Origin of the sequence: Methylobacterium indicum, from assembly GCF_017347565.1 — a bacterium.
GTDB lineage: Bacteria > Pseudomonadota > Alphaproteobacteria > Rhizobiales > Beijerinckiaceae > Methylobacterium > Methylobacterium indicum.
In genome coordinates, this window is record NZ_AP024145.1 from 1,677,974 (window position 1) to 1,697,065 (window position 19,092).

At 71.5% G+C, this 19,092-nt stretch carries 23 protein-coding genes; 6 read left to right on the forward strand and 17 right to left on the reverse strand.

What is annotated here, in order from left to right; translation table 11 throughout:
* The first annotated feature begins 114 nt into the window (after positions 1-114).
* Positions 115-690 (forward strand): HD domain-containing protein, encoded by a 576-nt coding sequence (locus tag miv_RS07790; protein ID WP_207182146.1) that lies wholly within the window; start codon positions 115-117, stop codon positions 688-690.
* Between the two features lie 8 nt (positions 691-698).
* On the opposite strand, the gene miv_RS07795 is transcribed toward miv_RS07790, so the two are convergent.
* The 6 genes from miv_RS07795 to miv_RS07820 form a co-directional block, all read right to left on the reverse strand.
* Positions 699-1,349 carry an aspartate/glutamate racemase family protein gene (locus miv_RS07795; protein WP_207182148.1) on the reverse strand — a complete coding sequence of 217 codons (651 nt, stop codon included), beginning with the start codon at positions 1,347-1,349 and terminating at the stop codon, positions 699-701.
* Positions 1,350-1,370: 21 nt separating this feature from the next.
* Positions 1,371-1,706 carry a hypothetical protein gene (locus tag miv_RS07800; RefSeq protein WP_207182150.1) on the reverse strand — a complete coding sequence of 112 codons (336 nt, stop codon included), beginning with the start codon at positions 1,704-1,706 and terminating at the stop codon, positions 1,371-1,373.
* 63 nt (positions 1,707-1,769) lie between these two features.
* The gene (gene ybaK / locus miv_RS07805) at positions 1,770-2,240 is read right to left on the reverse strand and encodes a Cys-tRNA(Pro) deacylase (protein WP_207182152.1); all 471 of its coding nucleotides are present in this window, start codon (positions 2,238-2,240) and stop codon (positions 1,770-1,772) included.
* A 26-nt stretch (positions 2,241-2,266) separates the two neighbouring features.
* Complete coding sequence (gene bla / locus miv_RS07810; protein ID WP_207182153.1) at positions 2,267-3,169, reverse strand: class A beta-lactamase; 903 nt, start codon at positions 3,167-3,169, stop codon at positions 2,267-2,269.
* A gap of 212 nt (positions 3,170-3,381) precedes the next feature.
* A complete protein-coding gene (locus miv_RS07815; RefSeq protein ID WP_048431366.1) occupies positions 3,382-3,603 on the reverse strand; it encodes a hypothetical protein in 222 nt (73 codons plus the stop codon).
* Between the two features lie 20 nt (positions 3,604-3,623).
* Positions 3,624-3,809: a hypothetical protein gene (locus miv_RS07820; RefSeq protein ID WP_207182155.1), complete on the reverse strand. Its 186-nt coding sequence runs from the start codon at positions 3,807-3,809 to the stop codon at positions 3,624-3,626.
* Between the two features lie 233 nt (positions 3,810-4,042).
* On the opposite strand from miv_RS07820, the gene miv_RS07825 reads away from it, so the two are divergent.
* Positions 4,043-4,552: a ferritin-like domain-containing protein gene (locus miv_RS07825; RefSeq protein WP_048431368.1), complete on the forward strand. Its 510-nt coding sequence runs from the start codon at positions 4,043-4,045 to the stop codon at positions 4,550-4,552.
* A gap of 261 nt (positions 4,553-4,813) precedes the next feature.
* Here the strand turns inward: miv_RS07825 and miv_RS07830 are convergent, their stop codons facing one another.
* From miv_RS07830 to miv_RS07845, 4 genes are read right to left on the reverse strand one after another with little or no spacing between them, the layout of a single operon-like run.
* Positions 4,814-5,527, reverse strand: coding sequence for a maleate cis-trans isomerase family protein (locus miv_RS07830; RefSeq protein WP_244748912.1), 714 nt, complete (start codon positions 5,525-5,527; stop codon positions 4,814-4,816).
* Positions 5,527-6,297 (reverse strand): ABC transporter ATP-binding protein, encoded by a 771-nt coding sequence (locus miv_RS07835; RefSeq protein ID WP_048431369.1) that lies wholly within the window; start codon positions 6,295-6,297, stop codon positions 5,527-5,529. The genes miv_RS07830 and miv_RS07835 overlap by 1 nt, the downstream gene beginning before the upstream one ends.
* Positions 6,298-6,328: 31 nt before the next feature.
* Entirely contained in the window at positions 6,329-7,186 is an 858-nt protein-coding gene (locus miv_RS07840) for an ABC transporter permease (protein ID WP_207182158.1), read from the reverse strand.
* A complete protein-coding gene (locus tag miv_RS07845) occupies positions 7,170-8,180 on the reverse strand; it encodes an ABC transporter substrate-binding protein (protein ID WP_207182160.1) in 1,011 nt (336 codons plus the stop codon). The genes miv_RS07840 and miv_RS07845 overlap by 17 nt, the downstream gene beginning before the upstream one ends.
* A gap of 243 nt (positions 8,181-8,423) precedes the next feature.
* On the opposite strand from miv_RS07845, the gene miv_RS07850 reads away from it, so the two are divergent.
* Positions 8,424-9,140 (forward strand): GntR family transcriptional regulator, encoded by a 717-nt coding sequence (locus miv_RS07850; protein WP_207182161.1) that lies wholly within the window; start codon positions 8,424-8,426, stop codon positions 9,138-9,140.
* 19 nt (positions 9,141-9,159) lie between these two features.
* Entirely contained in the window at positions 9,160-9,903 is a 744-nt protein-coding gene (locus miv_RS07855) for an aspartate/glutamate racemase family protein (protein ID WP_207182162.1), read from the forward strand.
* 19 nt (positions 9,904-9,922) lie between these two features.
* Here the strand turns inward: miv_RS07855 and miv_RS07860 are convergent, their stop codons facing one another.
* From miv_RS07860 to miv_RS07880, 5 genes are all read right to left on the reverse strand, one after another.
* Positions 9,923-12,184: a methyl-accepting chemotaxis protein gene (locus tag miv_RS07860; RefSeq protein WP_244748913.1), complete on the reverse strand. Its 2,262-nt coding sequence runs from the start codon at positions 12,182-12,184 to the stop codon at positions 9,923-9,925.
* A gap of 337 nt (positions 12,185-12,521) precedes the next feature.
* Positions 12,522-13,220, reverse strand: a complete 699-nt coding sequence (locus tag miv_RS07865; protein ID WP_048430172.1) for a carbonic anhydrase — start codon at positions 13,218-13,220, stop codon at positions 12,522-12,524.
* A gap of 35 nt (positions 13,221-13,255) precedes the next feature.
* Positions 13,256-13,795, reverse strand: coding sequence for an NUDIX hydrolase (locus miv_RS07870; protein WP_207182164.1), 540 nt, complete (start codon positions 13,793-13,795; stop codon positions 13,256-13,258).
* On the reverse strand, positions 13,792-14,526 hold the full coding sequence (locus miv_RS07875; protein WP_207182165.1) for a DUF429 domain-containing protein: 735 nt from the start codon (positions 14,524-14,526) through the stop codon (positions 13,792-13,794). Before miv_RS07875 ends, miv_RS07870 begins: the two co-directional genes overlap by 4 nt.
* A gap of 280 nt (positions 14,527-14,806) precedes the next feature.
* Positions 14,807-16,072 carry a D-amino acid dehydrogenase gene (locus tag miv_RS07880; protein WP_048427173.1) on the reverse strand — a complete coding sequence of 422 codons (1,266 nt, stop codon included), beginning with the start codon at positions 16,070-16,072 and terminating at the stop codon, positions 14,807-14,809.
* A 168-nt stretch (positions 16,073-16,240) separates the two neighbouring features.
* Here miv_RS07880 and miv_RS07885 point away from each other — a divergent pair, with 168 nt between their 5' ends.
* Complete coding sequence (locus miv_RS07885; protein ID WP_048427172.1) at positions 16,241-16,690, forward strand: Lrp/AsnC family transcriptional regulator; 450 nt, start codon at positions 16,241-16,243, stop codon at positions 16,688-16,690.
* Positions 16,691-16,753: 63 nt separating this feature from the next.
* On the opposite strand, the gene miv_RS07890 is transcribed toward miv_RS07885, so the two are convergent.
* Positions 16,754-17,533 (reverse strand): class I SAM-dependent methyltransferase, encoded by a 780-nt coding sequence (locus miv_RS07890; RefSeq protein ID WP_207182166.1) that lies wholly within the window; start codon positions 17,531-17,533, stop codon positions 16,754-16,756.
* An 86-nt stretch (positions 17,534-17,619) separates the two neighbouring features.
* Here miv_RS07890 and miv_RS07895 point away from each other — a divergent pair, with 86 nt between their 5' ends.
* A complete protein-coding gene (locus miv_RS07895) occupies positions 17,620-18,075 on the forward strand; it encodes an Rrf2 family transcriptional regulator (RefSeq protein WP_048427170.1) in 456 nt (151 codons plus the stop codon).
* A gap of 199 nt (positions 18,076-18,274) precedes the next feature.
* Here miv_RS07895 and miv_RS07900 read toward each other — a convergent pair whose 3' ends face one another.
* Positions 18,275-18,970: a GntR family transcriptional regulator gene (locus miv_RS07900; RefSeq protein ID WP_207182167.1), complete on the reverse strand. Its 696-nt coding sequence runs from the start codon at positions 18,968-18,970 to the stop codon at positions 18,275-18,277.
* Positions 18,971-19,092 lie beyond the last annotated feature (122 nt).

Here is a 19,092-nt window from a genome sequence, read left to right on the forward strand (position 1 = left end):
TCGTCCCTCCATCCGCCTCACGCCGAGCGAATCGGATATGGCGATCTTGTATGGCGATCCTGCGGTCGAGGCTGCGCCGCACGGCACCGCGCTGAGCGAGGAGTCATCCCCATCATGAGTCCGGACGACCTCGTCGGTACCCTCGACTTCCTGCGCCGGGCCGAGGCGCTCAAGAGCACGCTGCGCAGCGGCCACGCCGCCTCCGGCCGGCCGGAGAGCACGGCCGAGCACACCTGGCGGCTCTGCCTGATGGCGATGGTGCTGGTCGACGGGGCGGACGGATTCGACCTGCTCAGGCTGATCAAGATGTGCCTCGTCCACGATCTCGGCGAGGCGGTCGGCGGCGACATCCCGGCGACCGATCCCCGGGCGGCCGACAAGGCGGCGCAGGAGCGGCGCGATCTCCTGTCCCTCACGGATACCCTGCCGTCGGCGCGCCGGGACGAGATCCTGGGCTTGTGGGAGGAGTACGAGGCCGGCACCTCGCCGGAGGCGGTCCTGGCCAAGGGCTTCGACAAGCTGGAGACGATCCTCCAGCACAACCAGGGCCGCAACCCGCCGGGCTTCGACTACGCCTTCAACCTCGCCTACGGCGCCAAGCACACCGCCCGCCACCCGCTGACGGCGGCGATCCGCGCCGTGCTTGACGAGGACACGCGGGCGCGCATGGCCGAGCGGCCTGCCGGGTAGGGTCGGGTTCAACCACCCCGTACGGCCGCCGCCGCGGCGCGCAGGCCGGCGACCGGGCTGGTGAGGGGAGGGGGCTCACCGCCCACCCGCGCGGCGGCACCCGCCATCGAGGCCTGGGCGAAAGCGACACGGGTGGCGCCCGTCCGCAACGCCGCGTCGCCCGCCGCGGCGATCAGCGCGAGGTAGCGCGGGATGTCGCCGGCCTTGAAGGCGTCCCAGGCGCCGGGCACCCACCGCACGTCGACCACCGCCCCGGTCGCCCGTGCAGCCTCCTCGAACAGATGGCGCGTCGGCGCGATCGTGGTCTCCACGGCACAGAGCACGACGACCCGCCCGCCCTCCGCCACCGCCGCGGCGGCGAGCGCCGCATCGACCCGCAGGACCGGGACGGGAGCATCGCGGGCCGCGATCGCGGCGGCGGGCCCGAGGGTCGAGCAGGTCAGCAGCACCGCATCGGCCCCGGCGCAGAGCGCCCCCAGGGCCGCGGCCGTCTCGGCGACGAGGCCCGGCGTCAATCCGCCCTCCCGCTCGGCGGCGGCCAGCAGGTCGGCGCGCACGGCATGGCGAAGGGTCATGCCGACCAGGCCGCTCGCCGACAGGGCGTCGTCGAAGATTGCGATATTGCCGTCGGCGGTATGGAGGCAGGCGATGCGGGCCACGAGGGGGCGTCCGATGGCGGCCTACCAGCAGCCCCGGGCGAGTCGCCGCCCGTACGGGTCGTCGACGCCGCGCGGGGGCGGGAAGCCGTAATAGCTCGGCTTGCCGAGGCCGAAGGGCGAGCCGACATAGGTCGGATCGCCCAGGGCGTTGGTGGGCACGAAGCCCTGGCAGGGCGGCTGCACCCGGGCGGGCGAGGCGTCGCTGTCGCCGCGCGGGAAGTAGCGGGGGGCGGGAGGAGGACCCGGCGCGCGGCGCGGCTCCGGCCAGTAACCCGGCTCGGGCAGGTCGGCGGCCATCGCCGGCCCGGCGAGGCCGAGGAGGACCGCGCCCGCCAGGAGCCTCACGCTGTGACCCATCCGTCCGTCCTCTCCCGCGACCCGCACCAGCCTTGACGGATCGTGGTTAACGGGGCGTTTCCGTCAGGTCACGGCCTCGGTTCGGGCCTGGAGCACGCGGACGAGATCGTCGGGCTTGACCCGCACCTGCAGCCCGCGCTGGCCGCCGTTGAGGAAGATCTCCGGGAGCGCGAGGACGGCGGCATCGACCAGGGTCGGCACCGTCCGCTTCTGCCCGAGCGGACTGATGCCGCCGACATGGTAGCCGGTCAGGCGCTCGGCTTCGGCCGGGCGCATCATGGCGGCGGACTTGCCCCCGAAGGCGGCGGCGAGCTTCTTCAGCGAGATCTCCCGGTCGGAGGGCGCCAGCACGCAGACCGGCTTGCCGTCCACCATCGCCATCAGGGTCTTGAACACCTCGCCCGGCGCGACGCCCAACGCCTCCGCGGCCTGGAGGCCGATGCGGGTCGCCTCCGGGTCGTAGTCGTAGGCGTGGACCGTGTGCGGGATGCCGGCACGGGTCAGGACCTGCGTGGCGCGGGTGGTCTTCGACATCGGGACGGTGCGTCCTGCGAGCGGGATCAGGCGCCCGGGAAGCTCCGGGCGATCAGCCGGCCGACCTCGGCGTGCAGGGCGTCGCGCGCGGCGGGCTCGGCCGGTGATCCGGTAAGATACACCGCCGCCAGGATCGGCGCACCGTCCGGCCGGTGGATCAGCGCCACCACGTTGGCGGTGCCGTTGTCGCCGGTGCCGGTCTTGTCGGCCGTGCGCCATCCCTCCGGCAGGCCGGCGCGCACGCGCTTCAGGCCGGTCGGGCTCTCGTGCATCCAGCCGACCAGCTTCGTGCGCGACTCCGCCGACAGGGCCTTGCCGAGGAGCACGTTGTCGAGGAGGCCGACCACCGCCGCCGGGCTCGTCGTGTCGCGCGGGTCGCCGGGGATCGCGGTGTTGAGCGTCGGCTCGGTGCGGTCGAGGCGGGTGACGGTGTCGCCGTGCGCCCGGGCGAAGGTGGTGATGCCGCCGGGCCCGCCCAGGGTCGCCAGCATCAGGTTGGCGGCGGTGTTGTCGCTCCACACCACGGCGGCGGCGCAGAGTTCGGCCAGCGTCAGGCCGGATTCGACGTGCTTCGAGGTGACCGGGGCGTAGCTGAGGAGGTCGTCACGAGTATAGGCGATGCGCCGGTTCAGGTCGTCCTGGCCCTTGTCCGCCCGGGCCAGCACCGCGGCGGCGGCGACCGCCTTGAAGGTGCTGCACATCGGAAAGAGTTCGTCGGCCCGGTGACCGAAGCGGCGGCCGGTCGCGGTGTCCCGCACCTCGACCCCGAGCCGCCCGCCGTCGCGCCGCTCGAACTGGGCGAGGCGGGCCACCGCATCCTCCGTCGCGGCCGCACCGCGAACCGCACAGGTCGCGAGCGCTGCACCGATCAGGGCGGCGCGGCGGGTGAGGCCGGAGGCGGGGCGAAGGAGGAGGGCAGGATCGGACATCGTGGCGGGCTCCCTGATGCGCGCGGAGTTCGTCAGGAAAGCCCAGGTGGCGCACGACCTTGGCGATATCACGCTGAGGCCGTGACAGGATCGGGGCGAGTTGGCGTCCAGGAGCCCCGACCCGTCCGCGCCGAACGGGGACCCCGTCCGGCGCGGATCATGGTTTCACGGGAAACATCCCGGTCCGCCGCAAGGCCGCGCGTCTCGCGTATTCAATGCGAGCGCGGCGAGTGCGCCTTGCGGTCGGGATCGTGGGCGTGGTGCCGGTCGCGCTCGCCGCCGCCACCCGAGACGTGCGAGCGGCTGTCGCTGGTGGCCGAGCCCGGCGTCGGTCCGGTATCGGCGGTGGGGTCCGGGCGGTCGGATCGCTGGTGGCTGCTGCCGGGGCCGCCGTGATGGCGGTCGGCGGCGTCGGTCTTGGTCGACGTGCTCATGGGGATGGACGCTCCTGGCCTTACCGATCCTGCTGATGGCCCTGGTGGGTCGTGTTCACCGTCGCGTTGCCGGACTGGCCGATCTTGTCCGGGTCCCGGGTCTGGCCGGTGTCCTTGGCGCCGGTCTCCGTCGGGGCGCGCTCGGCACTGCCGGGACCCTTGTCGGACCGGTTGGCCGGCGGCACGGGGGGCGGGGAAGCGGTCATGCGGATCTCCCTCGTCTCATGGGTCGGCATGGCGTGCGCCGGGGCCTGCTGCCGATGAGGGCGAACAACGTCTCCATCCTGGCGGCGTTCCGTGAGACGTCGGGTCGAAAAATACTGTTTCGTAGTATGAGTATTTTTGGCGAACCGGCGCAGATCGGCGACGTTGGGCCGGACATCCGATCCGCCGGGAAAGCCGATCCCTGCCGGATCGCCGCGCCGAGAAGGACCCGACGATGGCCGAGGATATCCGTTCGCTCTACGTGACTGCCCTGAAGAACACCCACGCCCTCGAATTGCAGGCGCTTCAGATCATGGAGCGGCAGGTCGAGCGCCTGGAGCGCTATCCCGACATGGACGCGGCTCTACGCCGCCACATCGCCGAGACGCATGGCCAGCGCGACCGGCTCGACGAAGCGCTGGCGGCGATGTCCGAGAGCCCTTCGACCCTGAAGGAGGGCGTGCTCGGCTTCATGGGCAACATGGCGGCTTTGGCCCACGCCCCGGCCCAGGACGAGATCCTGAAGAACGCCTTCGCCAACCGCGCCTTCGAGAATTACGAGGCGGCGGCCTACGATGCGTTGATCACCCTGGCGGAGGCTGCCGGCCAGGGCGCCCGGCTGCCGGCCTTCGAGATGTCGCTGCGGGAAGAACTGGCGATGGCCCAGAAGATGGCCGACCTCGTGCGGCCGACGACCCGGCGGTACATCGAACTCACGGTCAGCGGCAGCAAGGCCGACCGCTGAGGTCGGGACCTTTTTCGAGTGCAGGATCTTTTCCGATTGAACGTGTCCAAAAACCGGACGCGCACGACAACACCTCTCAGTGTCATCCCGGGGCTCGTCGAAGGCGAGAACCCGGGATCCATAAACGCTGGCATGGAAGAAATGAGAGGAAGCCGTTCCGCTTTATCCTGAACGTCAGCGGTTATGGATCCCGGGTTCCGCTGTGCGGCCCCGGGATGACCGAGAGGGTTCGATGTCGGTCGTGCGAACTCAAGCAGAGTGTCAGAGCCGAAATAGCCCGCCCCGGCCGGTGATCCGGCCGGGATCGGCACCCGCCGCGCGCAAGGCCGCCCACAGTGTAACGGCGATCGAATCGAAGACCGGGATGCCGAGCTCGGCCTCCAGTTCCTCAACCAGCGCCGTCCCCGCCATGTTGGTGCAGACGATCGCCACGGCTTGCGCGCCCTCCGCCGCCACCGCCCGGGCCATGGCGGCGACATCCCGCTCCGGCACCTCCGCGAAGGAGAAGTTGTCGGACAGGCCGCAATGCCGCTCGGCCGTGCAATCGAACCCGGCCGCCCTCCAATTCGCCTGGATCCTCGCCTGCACGTCGCCGGTATAGGGCGTGACGAGCCCGACCCGCCGGATACGCGCGCGGGTGAAGGCCTCGCGAAAACCGAGCACCGCCGTCGCCGCCGGAATGCCGGTGAGGTCCGTGATCCGGGCGCACAGGGCCTCGTCGCGGGCAAAGCCCAGCCAGGCCGCCGAGGTGCCGTTCCAGGCGATCGCATCGACCTTGGCATCGGCGAGGAGCCCGGCCGCCGACAGGATCGGCGCCTCGTCGAACTGTCCGAGCCCCGCCGTCGAGAGGGTGATCTCGGTGACGCGAAAGCGCGCGAAGTGGGCGGTGATGCCGGGCGTGTCGCGCAGGAGGTCGGCGGTGGCCAGTTCGAGCCGGGTGTTCGAGGACGGGGTCAGCATGCCGAGGCGGATCATCAGGCGGCGACCTTCCGGCTCGATTCCTCGCGGATCATCCCGAGCACCCGGCGCTTCATGTCGTTGAAGTCCGGGCTCGTCACGTCCCGCGGCCGGGGCAGATCGAAGGGGATGAACTCGCGGATGCGGCCCGGGCGCCGGCTCATGACGGCGATGCGGTTGCCCAGCACCAGGGCCTCGTCGACCGAATGGGTGACGAACACCACCGTGGCGCCGACCCGCTGCCAGATCGTCACCAGCTCCTCCTGCATCTCGATCTTGGTCTGGGCGTCGAGGGCCGCGAAGGGCTCGTCCATCAGGATCACCGCCGGGTTCATCAGGAGCGCCCGGGCGATGCCGACCCGCTGGCTCATCCCGCCCGAGAGTTCCGCGGGATAGTGCCGCTCGAAGCCGGTGAGCCCGACGAGGTCGAGATAGGTCTTGGCCCGCTCGTGCCGCTCGACCTTCGCCACCCCCTTCAGCTTGAGATGGAAGGCGACGTTGTCGATCACGGTGAGCCAGGGCATCAGCGTCGGCTGCTGGAACACCACGCCGCGATCGGCGCCCGGCCGCTCGACCCGCCGTCCCGCGACGCGAACCTCGCCGGAGGTCGGCGCCTCGAAACCCGCGATCATGTTGAGCAGGGTGGACTTGCCGCAGCCCGAGGGGCCGAGCAGGCAGACGAACTCGCCCGCCTCGATCGTGGCCCGGGTGCGGTCCACCGCCACGAGGTCGCGCCCGTCGCGATCGTGAAAGACTTTCTGGACGTCGGCGAGGTCGATCGCGCTCATGGGATCCTCCGTCGGGAAGGGGAGGGACGGCTCACCGCCCCTGCACCGTCGTGCCCTTCTGCCAGTGCAGAACCGAGCTCATCAGCGCCTTGAGGCCGAGATCGGACAGATAGCCGAGCAGGCCGATCGAGATCATCGCGGCGAGCACGATGTCGTAGCGCAGGAAGTAGTAGGAATCCCACAGCACGTAGCCGAGCCCGCTCTTCACCGCGACCATCTCGGCGGTCACCGTCAGCATCCAGGCCGAGCCGATGGCGATGCGCAATCCGGAAAAAATCGACGGCAGGGCGGCGGGGAGCACGATGTCGGTGAGGAGCTGGCGCTCGGAGGCGCCCATCATGGCGCCGGCCCGGATCAGGTTGCGGTCGACCCCGCGCACGCCGTGGATGGTGTTCATCAGGACGGGGAAGAACGCGCCGAGGAAGACCAGGAAGATCGCCGGCTTGTCGGCGATGCCGAACCAGATGATGGCGAGCGGGATCCACGAGACCGGCGGGATCGGCCGCAGCATCTGCAAGGTCGGCTCGACGGTGCGTTCCACCAGCCGCCACCAGCCGATCGCGACCCCGATGACGATGGCGGAGAGCGCCGCGATGGCGTAGCCCGCCGCCACCCGCGTCAGGCTCGCCAGCGCGTCCGGCACCCAATGGCCGGAATAGGTCTGGGTGCTCTCGTCGATCCCGAACAGCCAGTCCCCGAGCGCGTGCAGCACGGCGGTGGGCGCGGGCAGCAGGGCCGCCGGCAGGGCGCCGGAGCGGGCAAACGCCTCCCAGCCGGCGACGAGGAGGAGCGGCAGAGCCGCCCGCTCGGCGAAGGCGACGAGGCGCCGGGGCAGCCGGCGGGCGGGGGCCGCGGGGGTGAGCGGCGCGGTCTCAGTAGCCGAGGCCATCGCGGGTCTTCTTGGTAGCGGCCTCGAGGAACGAGAAGTCCATGTGCGTGTCCACGTCGGCCGAGACGTCGCGGCTGATGTATTTCAGGTCCCGCATCATCGCGGCGATCGCCTGGGTCTTGGCGCGGTGCATCCGGTAGTCCGGCTCGGCATTCTGGATCGCCGCCGTGGCGACCTCCTTCGACAGGCCGGTCTTCTGGTTGATCACGTCGACCCAGATGGCCGGATCGGCCTTGAGCTTCTCGACCAGGGCGACGTCGGCATCGACCACCGCCTGCACCCCGGCCCGGTTCTTCGCGATCACGTCGGAGCGGGTGACGATAAGGTTGGTCAGGTTGCCGGCCGCCTGGTCGTAGGGCAGCACGAAATGCGTGGCCGCTCCCGCCATGCGGATCTGCGAGGCGAAGGGCTCGACCGAGCAGACCATGTCGATCTCGCCCCGCTGCATCGCGGCCAGATGGTCGGACGGGTTCGGGATGTTGACGAACTGCACGTCCTTGTTCGGGTTGATGCCCTGCTTGAGGAAGGCGCCGCGCATGTGGATATCCTGCGCGTTGCCGCGAGAGGCCGCGACCTTGAGCGGGGTGCCCGCCGCCTTCGCCTTCTCCACCGCCGCCTTGAACCCGGCCCAGTCGTCGGCCTTCAGGTTCAGCGCCTTCGACGACAGGCAGTCCGAGCCGCCATTCACCTCGCCGGCCACCGCCACGATGTCGAAGCCCTTGTCGAGGGCGGTGACGTAGTGGAGGTAGGTCACCTGCGCCACGTCGAGGCTTTTCGCGATCAGCGCCGTCAGCACGTCGTTGCCGGAATTGAAGCCGGTGACGTCGATCGTCGTGCCTTTGGCGAGCCCCGGCAGCAGGGCGACCGGCAGGCAATGGGCGCATTTGGCGTAGCCGACCTTGACCGGCGCCTCCTGGGCGGAGGCGGGGGCGAGGAACCCGGGCGTGACGGACCACAGGGCGGCGGCCAGCAGGGGGCCGAGGGAACGGCGCATGGAGAGACCTCGCGGTGGGGCGGCGGCGTCGATGCTCGGGCCCGACGGCCGCTCGAACGCGGCGTTCCGGGTGCCGCGGGATCAGGGTGTGACGGGCCGGACGGCGGCGCAACGCATTTTTGGTGCTCTGCATGCAATTCATGCCAAATGGCGATGACGGCAGCAGAATTGCCTGGAATTGATGCGCCCGATGCCGATCGGAGCGGCTATGGTCGAACTCAGAGGATGAGGGAGAGGACACGCATGGATCCGGTCCGACGCCCCCGCGGGCGCCCGCGCAAACCGGTGCTGCTGGAGCCCGCGGCCCTGAGCCCGCGGCGCGGCCTGCACGACCAGGCGGTGGAGCGCCTGCGCGCCCTGATCGTCGCCGGCACGCTGCCGGCCGGCAGCGCGCTCGTCGAGACCGAGCTGTCGGCGGCGCTCGGCATCTCGCGCACGCCGTTGCGCGAGGCGCTGAAGCTGCTGGCCGTCGAGGGCCTGGTGGAACTGCGCCCGAACCGTTCGCCCCTGGTGGCGGAGCTGCGGCCGGATGCGGTGACCGAGCTGTTCGAGGCCATTGCCGCCATCGAGCGGGCGGCGGCGGAACTCGCGGCTTTGCGCATCACCCCGGCGGAGCTCGACCGGCTGCGACGGCTCCAGGCCGAGATGGAGGCGCACCACGCCGCCGGCGCCCTCGCACCGTACTTCGCCCTCAACCAGCAGATCCACGCCCTGATCGTGGCCTGTGCCCGCAACGCCCCGTTGCGGGAGGCGCACGAGGCCCTGCACGCACGGGCCGAGATCGCCCGCCGCCGCGCCCTCGACAGCCGGGCGCGCTGGGACGAATCGGTCGCCGAGCACCGGGCGATCCTGGAAGCCCTCGACGCCCGCGACGCGGCGGGCGCCGGCCGGCTGCTCGCCGACCATGTCGGCCATACCGGCACGGCCCTGATCGCCGGCCTCGCCCGGCACGCCGCCTGATCCCCGAAAGATGCCCCCGATGCGCCTGCTGCTCCTCAACCCCAATACCAGCCGCGACGTGACCGAGCTGATGCGCGTCACCGGCGCGGCGGCCGCCGCCCCCGGCACCGAGATCCTGACCGCCACCGCGCCCCGGGGCGTGCCCTATATCGCGACCCGGGCCGAGGCGCAGATCGGCGGCGCCATCGCGCTGGAGATGCTGGCCGAGGCGCCCCCCGTGGATGCCGCGATCATCGCGGCCTTCGGCGATCCGGGCCTGTTCGGCGCCCGCGAGCTGTTCGACCATCCCGTCATCGGCCTGGCGGAAGCCGCGATGCTGTCGGCCTGCCTGCTCGGCCGCCGCTTCGGCCTCGTCACCTTCGCCCGCGCCCTGGTGCCCTGGTACGAGGAGACCGTCGCCGCCCACGGCCTCGGGCAGCGCTGCGCCGGGGTGCGGGCGCTGGAGGGGCGCTTCGCGACGCTGTCCGGCGTCCAGGCGGAAAAGGAGGCGCAGCTGATCGACCTCGCCCACGCGATGGTCGAGGAGGACGGCGCCGACGTGCTGATCTTTGCCGGCGCGCCCCTGTCGGGCCTCGCCGCCCGGGTGCGCGAGCGCCTGCCCGTCCCGGTGGTCGATCAGGTGGTGGCGGCGGTCAAGCTCGCCGAGGCGGTGGCGGCGCAGCGGCCCCGCAAGGCGACGGCCGGCACCTTCCGCCGGCCCGACGCGAAGCCGAGCCACGGATTGGCGCCGGCGCTGGCGGCCCGGATCGGGCGGACGGACTGAACGGGCCGCGGCCGGCGCCTCACGCGGCCTTGCGGGCGGGCAACGCGGCCTCCCCGGGCGCCTTCAGGGCGGCGAGCGTCCGGGCGTCGAGCGGGCCGGAGGACAGGGTGATGCCGAACTGGCCCTCGTCGCTCCAGATCACCCGGGCCTGATGCGAGACGCCGCCGAGTTCGACCGTCACCACCGCGCCGACCGGTAGCGGAGCGCCGAACGCGGTGAGGCGCGCGCCCGTCGCGCTCACGTCCTGCAGGGTCGAGCGGTGGCGCAGGCCCGCGACCGTCACCTCGACCTCCGCCGCCGCCGGGAAGCGCTCCCGGCCGCGCCGATCGGCGATCTCGATCAGGAGGTGGTTGATCTCGCCGTTGACGAGGCCGGCCTCGCCGCTCAGGTCCGCCGCCATCGCGGCGAGCCGGGTCGCCAGGGCGTCGGTCTCGCGCGCCAGCCCCGGCAGGACCGCGATGCCGGTGATCACCGTCTGGGTCCGGTTCGCCACCGTCTGCATCATCTGGGTGATCTCGCCGGTCGCCGCGTTCTGCTCCTCGACCGCGGAGGCGATCGAGGTGGCGATGCCGCTGATCGCGCCGACCGTCGTGGCGATGCCGTCCACGGCGCCGAGCACGCTGCCGGAGGCGGCCCGCAGCGAGCCGACCTGCCGGTCGATCTCCTCGGTCGCCCGGGTCGTCTGGCCGGCCAGCGACTTGACCTCCGCGGCGACCACCGCGAACCCCTTGCCGGCCTCGCCCGCGCGGGCGGCCTCGATCGTCGCGTTGAGGGCGAGCAGGTTGGTCTGGCCCGCGATGGAATGGATCAGGCCCGTGATGCTGCCGATGCGGTCGCTCAGCTCCGAGAGCTGCACCGCGAGGGCGCGGGCGGCCGTCGCCTGCGCGCTCGCATCCTGCATCGCCGCGGTCGATTGCGCCGCTTGGCCGGCGATCTCGTTGATCGAGGCCGAGAGCTGCGTCACCGCGCTCGCCGCGCCGGCGACCTCGGCTGCGGTGCCGTTGAGGTCCTGGACCGAGCGCGACAGCCGCTCGCGGGTGTCGGTGGCGCGGCCCTGCACGCCCGCGCTCGCGTCCTGCATCGTGACGGCGACCTCCTGGAAGTGCCGCACGCCGCCGCCGACCGTGTCGCGGATGCGGGCGGCGAGCTGCGCCATGAACCGGCGTTCCTGCTCGACCATCTCCCGGCGGTGCTCGTCGTCGCTCGCCCGGGCAATCCTCTCCACGGTCCGATCGCGAAAGTGCACGATGGCACGCGCCAGCGCGGCGATCTCGTCGCCGCCGCCCGCCTCCGGCACGTCGGCGTCGAGGGACTGGTCGGCGAGGGCGCGGACCCGCCGGTCGAGGCCCGCGAGGCCCTGCACGACCGAGCGCGTCAGCAGGAAGGCGAGCAGGAAGGCCAGCACCGTGACCGAACCGGCGACCCCGAGCGCCGCCACGAGGCGGTTCTGGAGGCCGGCGATCCGGGCCGCCAGGAGACGGTCGAGCGCGACCGCGCTGTCCGACCACAACCCGTCGGCGCGGGTGACGAGGTCGGCCGCGGCGCGCTGGAACGGCGCGAGGTCGGCCGTGGCCTGCCGGCCCGCCGCATGGGCCTCGGCAAGGGCGGCGACGGGCCGGTCGAGCGCCTCGAACGCCGCCGCCATGGCGGCGGCGGGGGCTGCGAGGGCGCCCTGGACGGCGCCGCCGGCATTGGCCTTGAACGCCGCCTTGAGGGAGGCCTGAAGGCCCTCGGCGCTGGCGCGGAGCTTGCCCTGCTCGATCAGGAACCGCGCCGCGTCGCCGGGCGTCAGCGCCGGCTTGCCGCGCAGCTCGATCGCCAGGGCCGCCAGGGTGCCGGCCTGCTGCAGCACGTCCGGCAGCCTCACCGCGACGGCGTCCATCACGTAGAAGGAATCGAGGTCGGGATCGAGGATCAGGTTGGAGCCGTCGCCGATCCGGGTGATGAGGGTGCGGGCCGCGTCGACGATCGCCGGGGCGCCATTCCGGCGGGCGAGGCCGAGGTCGCGGGCGGCCTCGCCGGTTCCCATCGCGGCATCGTAACGCTCCTGTGCCGCCGCGAAGGCGGGCCAGTCGTCGCCCGTCGTCGCGGCCGGGATCCGTGATTGCGTGCTGGAGCGCAGGATCGGCCAGGCGGTCTGCAGGTAGGCGACGCCCGCCTGTTCCTGGCTGGCGAAATCGATATCCTTGCGCGACTGGATCACGAACAGGCCTGACAGCAGCGTGATCGGAATCAGGAACAGGCCGATGGTCGAAATGAGCTTCGTTCGAATCGTCAGCATGGCCGACATGACCTTTCCTCGCAGTCGATCGAACGCCCCGGCCCGATCTTTTCGGAGGGCCCCTGTCGAATGCATCGCGCGACCCTGGGGCAGCGGCGGCGATCGAGTGAAGTATACTGGGCCTGATAGGATAATAAGCCCAAACAGGTTTAAAGAATCATAATGTATTGCAAGACGGCGTTATATCAAAATACATAGTCGAGGTGTTTTTTCGAACTAAGCAGAGCAGATATGTCGAGGTCGAGGTCGAGGTCGAGGTCGAGGTCGAGGTTGAGGTCGTTGGGCCGGGCCGGGCCGGGGAGGGCGGGTTTCGATGCGTCCTCCCCCGGTGGATGGTTCAGCCGCCGCTGCCGGCCTCGTCCTGGCAACGGATCAGCTTGGTCTGGGCGGCGGCCCGTCCGGGCTCGGCCAGGCGGAACTCGCCGGTCTCGGGATCGCGGACCCGCAGCTGCCCGGTGGCGATGCCGAAATGCGCGCCGTGGAGCTGCAGCTTGCCGCGCTCCACCAGGATCTTCACGCAGGGGAACGTCATCAGGTTGCGCAGGCTGTTCGTCACCGTGGCGAATTCGAGCTGCTCGAGATAGTCCGGCCCCCGCGGCTCGTCGCCGAGCGCTTCCGCGGCCGGGCGGATCAGCGAGACCCAGCGGCCGATGAAGTCGCCGGGCGAGAGCGGCGCGGCATCGTCCGCGAAGGCGCGCACGCCGCCGCAGCGGGCATGGCCCAGCACCACGATGTGCTTCACCTTGAGCGCCTGCACGGCGAATTCGAGCGCCGCCGAGGTGCCGTGGTACTCGCCGCCGGTCTCGAAGGGCGGGACCAGGTTGGCGACGTTGCGCACGACGAACAACTCGCCCGGCCGCGCGTCGAAGATCACCTCGGGCGAGACCCGGCTGTCGCAGCAGCTGATGATCAGGATCTCGGGGCTCTGCCCCTCGGCGAGGCTGGCATAGCGGTCCTGCTCGCGCACGAACCGGTCGTCGAGGAAGGCGCGGTAGCCTTCCGCCAGCGCCGGGGGAAACGACAGATCGTCGGCCATGATCGCAATCTCCTTGGACGAGTTCTACGGCAGGCTTACGCCGCGCCCGGCCCCCAGGACAATGTCACGACCTCCGGGATCGCCTCGCCGGCCACGAGCCTTTTGGCCAGTTCGGCGAGTCCCTGCGGCTCCACGCGCTCATGGGTGGTGGCGAGCTCGTCGAGGGACCACCAGCGCGTGCCGTAGACCGGGTTGTCCTCGGTCTCGGCGAGCCGGCTGGTATCGACCCGGTCGTCGGGCAGCCGCACCACGAAGTAGCGCTCGCGGGCGAAGCGCGACTTGTTGAACAGCGTGAAGGCCCCGTCGCAGCGGGCGACCTGGGGGCCGAGCGGCGCATCCTTGACGCCGATCTCTTCCTCCAGCTCGCGCCGGCAGGCCTCTTCCGGCGTCTCGCCGGGCTCGATGCCGCCGCCGGGCATGAACCAGAAGGTCCGGTCCCCCGGCCGGCCCGGATCGACGTCGCGCGAGGCCTCGTAGGCGATGAGCAGGAGGCGGCCGGCCGGGTCGAGCACCAGGGCGCGGGCGATGTCGCGGGTGGGCAGAGCGGTCAGGGGAGCGGTCATGGGATCGGTCATCCATGGGCCTCGCGGATGGGAAGCGTCCAGATCGCGGCCGGCAGGCCGTGAGCGTCGCGCTCCGGCGGATCGGGATACGGCACCCCGCGCCCCTTGGCGATGGCCCGGGCCACGGCGAAGGCCGCCAGCGCGTCGAGGAGGTCGTCGGGCTTGGCGCCCTTGGGGACCGGGAGGTCGGCGGGCAGGCCGGCGCGGGTCAGGAGGTCGCGCCGCAGGGCCGCGCCCGCGGGCTTGCGCTTGGGCTCGGGCAGCGGCGTGCCGCCGTTGAGGCCCTGGAAGGCGAGTTCCGGATGCACCTCGTAGACCCGCGCCTGCAATTCCGGCCGGGTGCGCAGGAGGGCGTCCGCCTCGCGGATGCGGGGGAAGATGGCGTTGGCGGGAGGGGAGGGGGCGAAGGGCTGGGTCTCGGGCCGGCGCGACAGGGCGATGGCCGCGGTGTAGTCGGGCGCGTAGACGACGCTGCGGGCCGAGGTCGGGAAGACCGAGGCGCGCCGCGGGCCCAGCAACGCCCGCACCAGCACCTCCGCCCTGCGCCCTCCGGGCCCGACCCGGTCGGGCAGGCCGATCGGAATGTCGACCGCCACGATGGCCGGCGCTTCGGGCGCGTCGCAGATCGCCGCGAGGCTCGGCAGGACGCGGGTGCGGATTGGTTCGGAGCCGTCGCCGTCGCGCGGGCCGAAGACCGCGACCCAGCCGCCCGGGCACCCGTCTACCCCTGCGACCCATGGCATGCGCCGGTTCTCCCGCTCAGGCGCGGGATCTAGGGCGGGGGAGGGGGTTGTCGCGGTTCGGTGTCGTCGCTTGCCGAACGGGCTCCGACGTTCCCGCTCCACAGGGTCATCCCGGGTCCGCGAAGCGGAGCCCGGGATCCAGAGGCTCGGGTGGGAGCCGATGAGGCGGAACGCCGTCCGCCCCTTTCCGGGTCATCCGCGGTTCCGGATCCCGGGCTCCGCTATCACGACCCCGGGACGACCCGGGGGGTGTCGGGAACCGTCGAGGAGAGTGAAGCCCTCACGCCGCCCTGGCGTAGCGCGATTCCGCCAGATCCTGGTGGTCGATCTCCGGCGCCCGGCCGCCGATCAGGTCGGCGAGCAGCCGGCCCGAGCCGCAGGCCATGGTCCAGCCCAGCGTGCCGTGGCCGGTATTGGTGAAGAGGTTGTCGTAGGCCGTGGCGCCGACGATCGGGGTGCCGTCCGGGGTCATCGGGCGCAGGCCCGTCCAGAACTTCGCCTGCGAGACGTCGCCGCCCTGCGGGAAGAGGTCGAGGACCGAGCGCTCTAGGGTCGCCCGGCGCGGGCCGCGCAGGGCCTGGCTGAAGCCGGCGAGCTCCGCCGTGCCGCCGACGCGGATGCGGTCGCCGAGCCGGGTGATCGCCACCTTGAAGGTCTCGTCCATCACGGTCGAGACCGGGGCGGCCTCGGCATTGGTGACCGGCAGGGTCAGGGAATAGCCCTTCACCGGATAGACCGGAATCTCGATGCCGAGCGGCTTGAGCATCATCGGGGTGTAGCTGCCCATGGCGGCGACGTACCGGTCCGCCGTCAGCACCTCGCCGCCGGCGAGGCCCACGCCGGCGATCCGGCCGCCTTCCTGGCGAAGGCTGGTGATCGTCGCGCCGTAGCGGATGGTGACGCCCATGCTCTCGCAGATCGCCGCGAGGCGCTGGGTGAAGAGATGCGCGTCGCCGGTCTCGTCGCCCGGCAGGCGCAGGCCGCCGACGAAGCTGCCGCCGACCCGGGCCAGCGCCGGCTCGGCCGCGATGCAGCCCGCCGGGTCCAGCACCTCGTAGGGAACGCCGTACTCGTCGAGGACGCCGGTGTCGTCGCCGACATGGTCGAGCTGCTTCTGGGTGCGGAAGAGCTGGAGCGTGCCCTTCTCGCGGTGATCGTAGGTGATGCCGGTCTCGGTGCGCAGGTCGCGCAGCACGTCGCGGCTATACTCGGCGAGCCGCACCATCCGGCCCTTGTTGCGGCGATACGCATCCTCGGTGCAGTTCGCCAGCATACGCGCGAGCCAGCCGTAGAGCTTCGGCTCCAGGCTCGGCCACAGCACCAGCGGCCGGTGGCGCATCATCAGCCACTTCATCGCCTTGACGGGGATGCCCGGGGCGGCCCAGGGCGCCGAATAGCCGGGGGAAACCTGGCCGGCATTGGCGAAGCTGGTCTCGAGGCCCGCACCCGGCTGGCGATCGAGCACCGTGACCTGGTGGCCGGCCTTGGCGAGGTAGTAGGCCGAGGTGACGCCGACCACGCCGCCGCCGAGGATCAGAACGCGCATCGCCGAAAATCCCTGTCGCGCCCGACTTGCCTCTGCCCGACCCGGCGCCCGGTCGAGGAGGTCAGTGTCGCGCAAGGATCGTCGAATGTCCCGCCGCATCGTCGCAGGGTCTGCGAGACTGTGCTACAAGGCGCAACGATCTGCGGCTCAACAACAGGATCTTGCGCGGTGGCGGGACGGGACGAGATCGACGCGCGCATCCTGCGCGTCCTGCGCGACGACGGGCGCATCAGCAACGCGGATCTCGCCGCCAAGGTCGGCCTGTCGCCTTCGGCCTGCCTGCGCCGCCTGCGGCTGCTCGAATCGAACGGCACCATCCGGGGCTACACCGCCCTGATCGAGGCCGACGAGCACGAGCATCACATGGTGGTGCTGACCCAGATCACCCTGGAGCGGCAGACCGAGGAATCGCTCAACCGCTTCGAGGCCGCGGTGCGCCGCTGCCCGGAGGTGCGCGACTGCTACCTGATGACCGGCCTGTCCGATTACCTGATGCGGATCGAAGTCGCGGATGCCGGCGATTACGAGCGCCTGCACAAGGAGGTGCTGTCGCGCCTTCCCGGCGTGGCGCGGATCCAGTCGAGCTTCGCGATCCGGACGGTGGTGGGGCGGGGTTAGCCGTCCAGCCCGCCCGGTCCCGGGTGCCGGGAGCACCGGGGTCCATTCGGGAAGGCCTGCGCCTCAGCGTTTCGCGACACCGATCAGCGCCGTCGACGGGATCGGCAGGACGGCCCGGTCGCCGGCCATGCGCCGCGCTTCGGCGATGACGGCCGCCTTCTCCCCGTCGCTCAGTTCGATCCAGTCGGGCGACATGCCGAAGACGGTCTCGGGATCGTCCAGAGTCGCGACGTCGAGGTGATAGTCGAAGGTCACATCGTGAATGCGCGGCGCGCGATAGCCGGCCGCGATCATTGCGCGCGCCAGCCGGTCCGGATCGCCCAGGGCCACCACCCCTGCGGGCATGGCCGCGTTCTCGCGCTCGGGGAACAGCGTCCGGCGGATCTGGCCGAGCAGCAGGAACGTCGAAGCACCCTGCTCCTGCCACGTCGCGACAACCCCGTCGCCGCCGGGGCGTGTCACCCGTGCCATCTCGGCCAGCCCCTTGCGCCAGTCGGGGAACAGGATCACGCCGAAAGTCGAGAACACGGCATCGAAGCCGGCGTCGGGCAAGGCGAGGGCCTGTCCGTCCATGACCCTCGCATCGACGTTGGGCCGCCCTGCCGCCGCCACGCGGGCGACCATGCCGGGCGAGAAATCGATGGCGGTCACCTGTGCACCCGTCCGCGCCGCCGCATGCGCGAGCGCCCCCGTCCCCGTCGCGACGTCGAGGACCCGGCTGTCTGGCGTCAGCGGCACGGTCGCCAGCGCCGCCTCGGCGAAGCGCGCCGTGAACGGATGGGCCGTCGTCTCGTAATGCTGGGCGACCTTGTCCCACCGACCGGGGTTTTCGAGCTCTCGCATCACCTGGCCTCCGATATCATGTAACTTCATAAGTATCGTAAGAGCCGGCGCTTGCCAATCTCGGCCGGGGCGTGGAGGATCGCCGGGTGCGCACCGACAGCCGTCTCTCACGAACGCTCCACGTTCTCCTTCACATGGCACGCCACGACGGGCCGATGACGTCCGAGGCGATCGGGCGGATGCTGGGAACGAATCCCGTCGTCGTCCGCCGGACGATGGCGGGGCTCCGAGAGGCGGGCTACGTGACATCGGAGAAGGGACACGGCGGCGGATGGACCATCGCCGCGAACCTGGCGGACGTGTCGCTTCTCGACGTGCATCACGCGGTGGGCGGCCCGCGGATCTTTGCGATCGGCAGCGATCATCCGAACCCCGATTGCGCCGTCGAGAAGGTGGTCAACGAGGCGGTGGAGGGCACGCTGCGCGAGGCCGAGGCGCTGCTGATCGCGCGGCTGGGGGCGATCAGCCTCGCCGAACTGGCCCGAAGCTTCGATGCGCGGCTTCGCGCGCGCGCGTCGACGACTGCTCACACCTGCGGGTGACGCGCCCATCGGCGGCGGCATCGGGTCGATCCTGGACCGCCCGGTCGTGGCGGCACCGGCAAAGCCGGCGTCCCGCCCTCGACTGTCCCGCTCGTGGCCGCGCCGCTCGAGTATCGATCCTGGCGGACGGAGAGCCGGAAGCGCGTTCCGCGTCGCGGCACTTGCCCTGCACAGGCCCCTGCACAAGCGCGCGCGTGGGTCAGGCGAAATAGGCCGGCCACCGCGCCCGGATCTCGTCGCCGAGCGCGATCGACTTCGACAGGTGATCGCGCAACGCCTCCTGCGCCGCCTCGGGCGCACCGTCACTGAGCGCCGCCACGATGCGCCGGTGGTCTGCCACTATCTGCTGCGCCTTGCCCTCCACCGGCAGGTGCAGGCGGCGCAGGCGGTCGATATGGCCGCTGCGGCGGCGGATCAGGTCCCACAGGTCGGGGACGGATGCCGCCTCGCACAGGGCGCGGTGGAAGGCCTCGTCGCTGGCCGAGAGCCGCGCGAAATCGCCCTCCTCGGCGAAGATCGCCTGCTCGGCCACGAAGGCCTGGAGGCGGGTCAGCAGCGCCCGGTCGGGCGTCCCGGCCAGGGTGCGCACCACCTCCTGCTCGACGGCGCGGCGCAGGAACTGCGCCTGGCGGGCGGCCGCGAGATCGATGCGGCTCACCACCGTCGACGATTGCGGGAAGATGTCGACCAGGCCCTCTTCCTGGAGCCGCAGGAGCGCGTCGCGGATCGGGGTGGCGCTCAACCCGAAGCTCGCCTGCAATTCGGGGCGTGACAGCACCGTGCCGGGGGCGAGATCGAGCGAGACGATCTTGTCCCGGATCAGCTCGAAGACCTGGGGAGCGGCGTGGCGCGAGCGGTCGCGGAGGCGCTGTGCGCCGGCGAAGACGGCATTCATGACGGTCGGAACCAGTGAAGACGCGAGGCCGCCGGAGCCGCCCCTGCGGAACCTTAGCACGGCACGCGTCGGGTTGACATACTAATGCATTACCATTTTAGTGAGGGTTAGGCCGGCGATCG

Bases quoted from the DNA above. Each gene is read 5' to 3' on its own strand.
- miv_RS07855 (WP_207182162.1), top strand. From the start codon at position 9,160: ATGCGCCTGCTGCTCCTCAACCCCAATACCAGCCGCGACGTGACCGAG.
- bla (WP_207182153.1), bottom strand. From the start codon at position 3,169: ATGTCCGATCCTGCCCTCCTCCTTCGCCCCGCCTCCGGCCTCACCCGC.
- miv_RS07880 (WP_048427173.1), bottom strand. From the start codon at position 16,072: ATGCGCGTTCTGATCCTCGGCGGCGGCGTGGTCGGCGTCACCTCGGCC.
- ybaK (WP_207182152.1), bottom strand. From the start codon at position 2,240: ATGTCGAAGACCACCCGCGCCACGCAGGTCCTGACCCGTGCCGGCATC.
- miv_RS07830 (WP_244748912.1), bottom strand. From the start codon at position 5,527: ATGATCCGCCTCGGCATGCTGACCCCGTCCTCGAACACCCGGCTCGAA.
- miv_RS07890 (WP_207182166.1), bottom strand. From the start codon at position 17,533: ATGCGAGAGCTCGAAAACCCCGGTCGGTGGGACAAGGTCGCCCAGCAT.
- miv_RS07825 (WP_048431368.1), top strand. From the start codon at position 4,043: ATGGCCGAGGATATCCGTTCGCTCTACGTGACTGCCCTGAAGAACACC.
- miv_RS07790 (WP_207182146.1), top strand. From the start codon at position 115: ATGAGTCCGGACGACCTCGTCGGTACCCTCGACTTCCTGCGCCGGGCC.
- miv_RS07800 (WP_207182150.1), bottom strand. From the start codon at position 1,706: ATGGGTCACAGCGTGAGGCTCCTGGCGGGCGCGGTCCTCCTCGGCCTC.
- miv_RS07820 (WP_207182155.1), bottom strand. From the start codon at position 3,809: ATGACCGCTTCCCCGCCCCCCGTGCCGCCGGCCAACCGGTCCGACAAG.
- miv_RS07840 (WP_207182158.1), bottom strand. From the start codon at position 7,186: ATGGCCTCGGCTACTGAGACCGCGCCGCTCACCCCCGCGGCCCCCGCC.
- miv_RS07845 (WP_207182160.1), bottom strand. From the start codon at position 8,180: ATGCGCCGTTCCCTCGGCCCCCTGCTGGCCGCCGCCCTGTGGTCCGTC.
- miv_RS07815 (WP_048431366.1), bottom strand. From the start codon at position 3,603: ATGAGCACGTCGACCAAGACCGACGCCGCCGACCGCCATCACGGCGGC.
- miv_RS07865 (WP_048430172.1), bottom strand. From the start codon at position 13,220: ATGGCCGACGATCTGTCGTTTCCCCCGGCGCTGGCGGAAGGCTACCGC.
- miv_RS07860 (WP_244748913.1), bottom strand. From the start codon at position 12,184: ATGCTGACGATTCGAACGAAGCTCATTTCGACCATCGGCCTGTTCCTG.
- miv_RS07900 (WP_207182167.1), bottom strand. From the start codon at position 18,970: ATGAATGCCGTCTTCGCCGGCGCACAGCGCCTCCGCGACCGCTCGCGC.
- miv_RS07870 (WP_207182164.1), bottom strand. From the start codon at position 13,795: ATGACCGATCCCATGACCGCTCCCCTGACCGCTCTGCCCACCCGCGAC.
- miv_RS07835 (WP_048431369.1), bottom strand. From the start codon at position 6,297: ATGAGCGCGATCGACCTCGCCGACGTCCAGAAAGTCTTTCACGATCGC.
- miv_RS07850 (WP_207182161.1), top strand. From the start codon at position 8,424: ATGGATCCGGTCCGACGCCCCCGCGGGCGCCCGCGCAAACCGGTGCTG.
- miv_RS07875 (WP_207182165.1), bottom strand. From the start codon at position 14,526: ATGCCATGGGTCGCAGGGGTAGACGGGTGCCCGGGCGGCTGGGTCGCG.